The 4,583-nt window shown below is 62.7% G+C and carries 2 protein-coding genes; one reads left to right on the top strand and one right to left on the bottom strand.

The genetic code is table 11. The annotated features are described in order from the left end of the window. Nucleotides 1-99: 99 nt before the first annotated feature. The gene (locus ACESNB_RS17660) at nt 100-1,245 is read right to left on the bottom strand and encodes an N-acetylmuramoyl-L-alanine amidase (RefSeq protein ID WP_373009650.1); all 1,146 of its coding nucleotides are present in this window, start codon (nt 1,243-1,245) and stop codon (nt 100-102) included. Nucleotides 1,246-1,730: 485 nt separating this feature from the next. Here ACESNB_RS17660 and ACESNB_RS17655 point away from each other — a divergent pair, with 485 nt between their 5' ends. After that, complete coding sequence (locus ACESNB_RS17655; RefSeq protein WP_373009649.1) at nt 1,731-4,379, top strand: ribonuclease E/G; 2,649 nt, start codon at nt 1,731-1,733, stop codon at nt 4,377-4,379. Nucleotides 4,380-4,583: the final 204 nt, after the last annotated feature.

Below are 4,583 nucleotides of genomic sequence, written 5' to 3'. Positions count from 1 at the left end.
GGCGGACAGCGCGGAAAAGGGCCGGAGAAGGTTCATCGTCACAATCTTTCAGCAACCGCGCCGTGCCGCAAGGGCGAAGCGCCTGTCCCGGCCTGCGTTTCAGTCTGACGCGACAAGGACTTCCTGCCGGTCGAAGAACTTGTCGATGCCCCGCTTGACCGCCTCCATCGATTTGGCCCGCCCCGACTCTGACTGGAGACGCTTCGCATCCTGGGAATTGGTCAGAAAGCCCATCTCCAGTAGGACGGCCGGCACGTCTGGTGCCAGCAGTACATAGAAACCGGCATTGCGGTGCGTACCGCGCAGCACGGGGCCAGCCGCCGCCAGCTCAGGCAACAGGTCTTCAGCGAAGGCCGCCGAATGGGACTTGGTTTCACGCTTGACGAGGTCTTCAAGGATGCTGCCGACAACCTTGGAGCCACCGGTCTCGATCGGGATTTTCCAGTCATTCTTGTCGGCTTCGCGGTCGATCCGGCGTTCGCCGCGCTCGGAGATCGTATAGACCGAGGCGCCTGCGACATCCGGCGAACCGGCCGCGTCGGCATGCAGCGAGATAAAGAGGTCTGCGCCCCATTTGCGGGCAAGCGTCACGCGGTCTTCGAGTTCGATGAACTTGTCATTGTCGCGTGTGAGCCGCACCGTGTAGCGCGGGTCCTTTTCCAGCAATTCCTTGAGGTAGAGCGCGGCTTTCAGCGTCACGTCACGCTCCAGCAGGCCCCGGGCGGACTGTGTGCCCGGATCCTTGCCGCCATGACCGGCATCGACGACAATGACATGGTGCCCGTTCCCCCGGCGATCGCGCTGCCGCAGCGGCTCGGACGGTGTGATCTCCGCCGCCGCCATGGCCATTGTGGACTTCCGGATATCCGATTCCGCCCGGGCGAGGCGTTGCATGTCGCGCCTGGCCATGCTGCCAAACCGGGCCGCCGAGACGGTTTGAAGGTCGATAATGATGCGCCATGCCTGCTCGCTGCCGGTGGGCGGCAGGGACAGGACACGCGAGACGACCAGGGGCCGGTCAAGCGAGAAGCTCAGCCGGTCGCCCGACAGGGCCCAGCCATCAACCCCGCCGGTGCCGGTGCCGACCCGGGCCCCGGCTTCACCGGAAAGGGGTAGGATCAGGCTGCGCTGGCCACCCGATTCAGCCAGGAATGCCTGCGCATCCTGCGAAATATCGCTCCAGACCGTGATTCTTGTCGGCGCGCCGTCGCCCACGACCCTGACGTCGCGAATATCCGCCTGCACGGAAAAACCCGTCAAAAAACAGGCGCATGCAAGCAAAAGGAGACGCAAAAGTGACATAAGGCCCGATTAGTCAAAAATACCGCCTGAGGCGGGAATATTCAGCCTCCTCCCTAACAGGCCTTAGATTAACCCAGCATTGACCGGACTTGTGTCAATGAACTGCGGACTGCGGAATTTCAGGCTTTCAATTCCCCCTGAAATTGGGCAGTATCAACAAAGTAGCCATAATAGATGGCTGCAAAACAAGTTTCCCAATGACGCGTCAGCGATCGCGCTTCACCGAAAAGGCAAGCGGGCGCCGCGCTCCGGAAAGCAAAGCAATATGTGCACGGGTGCCGTGGCCATCGTCAGTTCTCCATTATCGCCTCACGGCGCGTGGGACAGGCGTGGCCGCACCCTCCCCCAACCAACACAGACCGGCTTGACCGCTCGCTCGAGGCGCCTTGCGCCCATGGCGGCGGCGCCGGATCATAAGGTCATGTTCCATGAGCAAACTCATGCTAATCGATGCCGCCCACCCGGAAGAAACCCGTGTGGCGATCGTCAACGGCGGTCAGGTCGATGATTTCGACTTCGAGACAACCGGCAACGAACAACTTCGCGGCAATATCTACCTCGCAAAAATAACGCGGGTCGAACCGTCGCTCCAGGCAGCCTTCGTCGAGTATGGCGGCAATCGTCACGGCTTTCTCGCGTTCAGCGAGATCCACCCCGATTATTACCAGCTTCCTGCCGAAGACCGCGAGGCCCTCCTCAAGGAAGCGGCTGAAGAAGCCGCTGCCGCAATTGAAGACGAGGACGAGGATGACGACGAGGGCGACCACGCCCACGCTGATTCCGAAGATCACGATCACGATCACGATCACGATCACGACGATGATGACGACGACGACGATGACGCCTCGGATGACGAGGATGACAGCGACGATGAAGCGGATGACGGCGAAACCAAAGCCGCGGCCAAGCCGGCTCGCAGCCGTCGCCCGGCTCGCAAGGAATCACCGCGTTCCTCGATCTCTAAGCGCTACAAGATCCAGGAAGTCATCCGCCGGCGCCAGGTGCTGCTGGTGCAGGTCGTCAAGGAAGAACGCGGCAACAAGGGCGCGGCCCTGACCACGTTCCTGTCGCTCGCCGGTCGCTATTCCGTGCTGATGCCGAACACGCCGCGCGGCGGCGGCATTTCCCGCAAGATCGTGAACGGTGCAGACCGCAAGCGCCTGAAATCCATTGTCGGAGAACTGGATGTGCCGGACGGCATGGGCCTGATCGTGCGGACGGCTGGCGCCAAGCGCACCAAGACCGAAATCCGGCGTGACTATGATTATCTCTCGAAACTCTGGGAAACCATTGTCGAGAAAACGCTGACTTCCGAAGCGCCGATGCTGATCAATGCCGAAGGTGGCCTTGTGCACCGCGCCATGCGCGACATGTTCGACAAGGACATCGAGGAAGTCTGGGTGCAGGGCGAAGACGCCTATCGTGAGGCAAAAGACCTCGCCAAGCTGATCATGCCGAGCCAGTCGAAAAAGGTTCAGCAGTGGAAGGACGACGATCCGCTGTTCGTGGCCGAAGCCATCGAGGACCAGCTGGATTCGATCTATTCACCGACCGTGCAGCTGAAATCCGGCGGCTACCTGGTGATCAACCAGACCGAAGCGCTGGTCGCCATCGATGTGAACTCGGGCAAGTCGACCAAGGAGCGCAATATCGAGCAGACGGCTGTGCGCACCAACCTGGAAGCCGCCGAAGAAGCCTGCCGCCAGATGCGCCTGCGCGACCTCGCCGGCCTTGTCGTGATCGACTTCATCGACATGGACGAGAACAAGAACAATCGCGCCGTCGAAAATAAGATGAAGGTTTGCCTAAAGGTTGACCGGGCCCGCGTCCAGCATGGCCGCATCTCGCAGTTCGGCCTGATGGAAATCTCGCGACAGCGTCGCCGCCAGGGCGTGCTGCAGGCAACATCGGATCCGTGCGAAGTGTGCAACGGCACCGGACGTCGCCGTTCGATCCCGTCGGCTGCGCTGCAGCTGATCCGGGCTATCGAGGCACGTGCCTCGACCGGCGGCCTGAAGAGCATTTCGGTCAAGGCGCCAACTGACGTTGCGCTCTACATTCTCAACAACAAGCGCGAAGCCCTTGTCGAGACCGAACGGATGGCCGGCTTTGCCGTGTCGATCCATTCGTCGGAAGACCTGTTGCCGGGCGACTTCACGATCGAGGCCGAGCGCGACCCAGGCTCCAAGCCGAAGAAGAAATCGCCACCACGGTCCCTATCGAAGTCCGCCAAGCCGATCGTGTCCGATGAGGATGACGAGGATATTGACGACGAGGATGACGAGATCGTCGCCGACACCGACGATGAGGCCGAAGACAAGGCCGAGGATTCCCAGGGCAAGCCGCGCAAGCGCCGCCGCCGCCGGGGTGGCCGTGGCCGCAGCCGCGATGGCCGGGACACCGGTCTGGAAGTGGTTGATGGCGAAGCGACCCCTGTCGAAGCCGGAACACCTTCTGTGAATGGCGATGCCGACGACGAGGAGGAAGACGACGAAGACGAGGCCAAGGGCAATTCCGAGACACAGTCCGACGAGAACGAGGACGGCACGCGCAAGCGCCGCCGCCGCGGTCGTCGCGGTGGACGCCGCCGGCGCAAGCCGGGTGGCGAGGACCGTGCCGAAGGAGCAGAGGGCGACGCGCCAACCGATGGCGGCGCCTATCTTGACGGCCTGTCGGCCAGTGCTCCGGAGATGCTGGACGCCGAGGCGCCAAGCGAAGCCAAGGCCGAGCCAGCGCCCGCGCCCGACGTGACCGCCAGCGAACCGGCCGAAACGGCTGAACCCGAGGCGGCAGACGCCGACGCGGAGACGGCACCCGAGAAGCCGAAGCGCGCCCGGCGCTCACGCGCCAAGCCGAAGTCGAAAACCGAAGCTGATGCACCGGCGGACGCCAAGGCCGCGCCAGACGCCGAGCCTGTAGCCGCCGCCCCTGAACCGGAGCCGGCGAAAGCCGAACCGGCCAAGGAACCGGCTATGGCAGCCGCCGCGCCGAAGCCCGAGCCAAAGCCGGAACCGGCCAAGGCCGACGATACCGGCACGAAGCGCAAAGGCTGGTGGGCCCGCGCGCGCGGCGAATAGGCCAAGGCCAAGCGCAAGACAAAAAAAGGCCGGAGCAGCGATGCTCCGGCCTTTTCTTTGGCCTTTAAAGCACTTCCGCATCATTTGACTCCATATCCAGCAGCTTTGAAGTAGTTCTGGCATTCGTCGGCTGAGTAGAGGTCGATGACCGAGGCGATTGCGTTGTGGAGGTCTTCGATTGTCCTCGCGCCGATCCGTCTGAGG

This window comes from Hyphomonas sp., assembly GCF_041689225.1.
Lineage (GTDB): Bacteria > Pseudomonadota > Alphaproteobacteria > Caulobacterales > Hyphomonadaceae > Hyphomonas.
Note: the sequence above shows the minus strand (reverse complement) of the source record. Positions and strands in the feature narration are given on the sequence as shown.